The sequence below is a fragment of the Pseudomonas sp. GXM4 genome (assembly GCF_008923895.1).
In the GTDB taxonomy this organism is placed as follows: Bacteria; Pseudomonadota; Gammaproteobacteria; order Pseudomonadales; family Pseudomonadaceae; genus Aquipseudomonas; species Aquipseudomonas atacamensis.
Map to the genome: position 1 here is coordinate 1 of NZ_WBRZ01000487.1, position 1,546 is coordinate 1,546.

General features: G+C 60.3%; 2 protein-coding genes. Both read left to right on the top strand.

The genetic code is table 11. The features are described from left to right. Positions 1-173: 173 nt before the first annotated feature. Positions 174-653 carry an NYN domain-containing protein gene (locus tag F8N49_RS27625; RefSeq protein WP_056790604.1) on the top strand — a complete coding sequence of 160 codons (480 nt, stop codon included), beginning with the start codon at positions 174-176 and terminating at the stop codon, positions 651-653. Between the two features lie 35 nt (positions 654-688). Then, the gene (locus tag F8N49_RS27630) at positions 689-1,294 is read left to right on the top strand and encodes a PolC-type DNA polymerase III (protein ID WP_151553299.1); all 606 of its coding nucleotides are present in this window, start codon (positions 689-691) and stop codon (positions 1,292-1,294) included. Positions 1,295-1,546: the final 252 nt, after the last annotated feature.

The following is a 1,546-nucleotide window of genomic DNA, read 5'->3' on the forward strand; positions in this document are numbered from 1 at the left end:
TCCGCAGCCCAGCGGGGATAAATCCCCTCACCACAACACCGTTTGTCAGGGACACCTCGGCGCCAGCTGGTGATTATTCGCTGAATCTTTCTCTTGGCTGGCATACTGAGCGCCTTTTTCAGGCCTGATCGCCTGACCCCGCTTCGTGCGCTTGCGCGCCCACAGGAACTCCGGTGAAAAAAATCGCAGTGTTCGCCGATGTGCAGAACCTCTACTACACCGTGCGTCAGGCCTATGGTTGCCACTTCAACTACGCCGCATTGTGGGCGGACATCAGCAAGAACGGGCAGATCGTCGAGGCCTATGCCTACGCCATCGACCGTGGCGACAGCAAGCAGCAACAGTTTCAGCAGATCCTGCGCAACCTCGGTTTCACCGTGAAGCTCAAGCCCTACATCCAGCGCAGCGACGGCTCGGCCAAGGGCGACTGGGACGTGGGCATTACCCTGGACATCATGGACGCCGCCGACCATGTCGACGAAGTGGTGCTGGCCTCCGGTGACGGCGATTTCGACATGCTGCTCGAACGCATCATCAACAAGCACGGCGTGCAAGCAGTCGCTTACGGTGTGCCCGGCCTGACCGCCAACTCGCTGATCCGCGCCGCCAGCCGCTACGTGCCGATCGAAGGCGCGCTGTTGCTCAAGAGCTGAGCTGAACAATAGATTTGAACGGAGTACACCCCGGTTTGGAACGCATTGCAGTCATCGACTTTGAAACCACCGGCCTGTCGCCGAACAGCAGCTGCCGCGCCACGGAAATCGCCGTGGTCATGCTGGAAAACGGCCGCATTGTCGAGCGTTACCAGAGCCTTATGAACGCTGGGGTGCGCGTCCCCGCGTTCATCGAGCAACTGACCGGCATCAGCAACGCCATGCTGCGCACCGCGCCGCCGGCCGAGCGGGTGATGGAAGAGGTCAACGAGTTTGTCGGCTGCACGCCGTTGCTGGCGCACAACGCCTCGTTCGACCAGAAGTTCTGGGATTTCGAACTGGGGCGGATCAAACGCACACGCCTGCAGAATTTCGCCTGTTCGCTGCTGCTGGCGCGGCGCCTGATGCCGGCGGCGCCGAATCACAAGCTCGGCACGCTCACCACTTTCGCGCAGCTACCGCATACCGGCCAGTCTCACCGGGCCATGGCCGATGCCGAGATGGCGGCCAATCTGATGGCGCATCTGGCGCAAGAGTTGCGCGGCAAGCATGGGGTGCGCGAGTTGAATCACGACCTGTTGTGCAAGTTGCAGAAAGTCCCTGCGGCGAAAGTCGGCGAGCATTTGCAGCGTTATCGCTGATTCCAGGCACTCCGACTGATCGTTCCCACGCTCTGCGTGGGAATGAAGTCCAGGACGCTCCGCGTCCCTTTCAAAGCCGAACGCAGAGCGTCCGTTGAGGCATTCCCACGCGGAGCGTGGGAACGATCCAAGATGGATGTCTGCTGATACACCGCTTTCGCGAGCAGGCTCGCTCCCACAAGGGCCTTGGCGGTCTCAGTTGCTTTCATGCAAAAGTGTACCGGCGCGAAAAACAGGTTTTGTAACTTATTT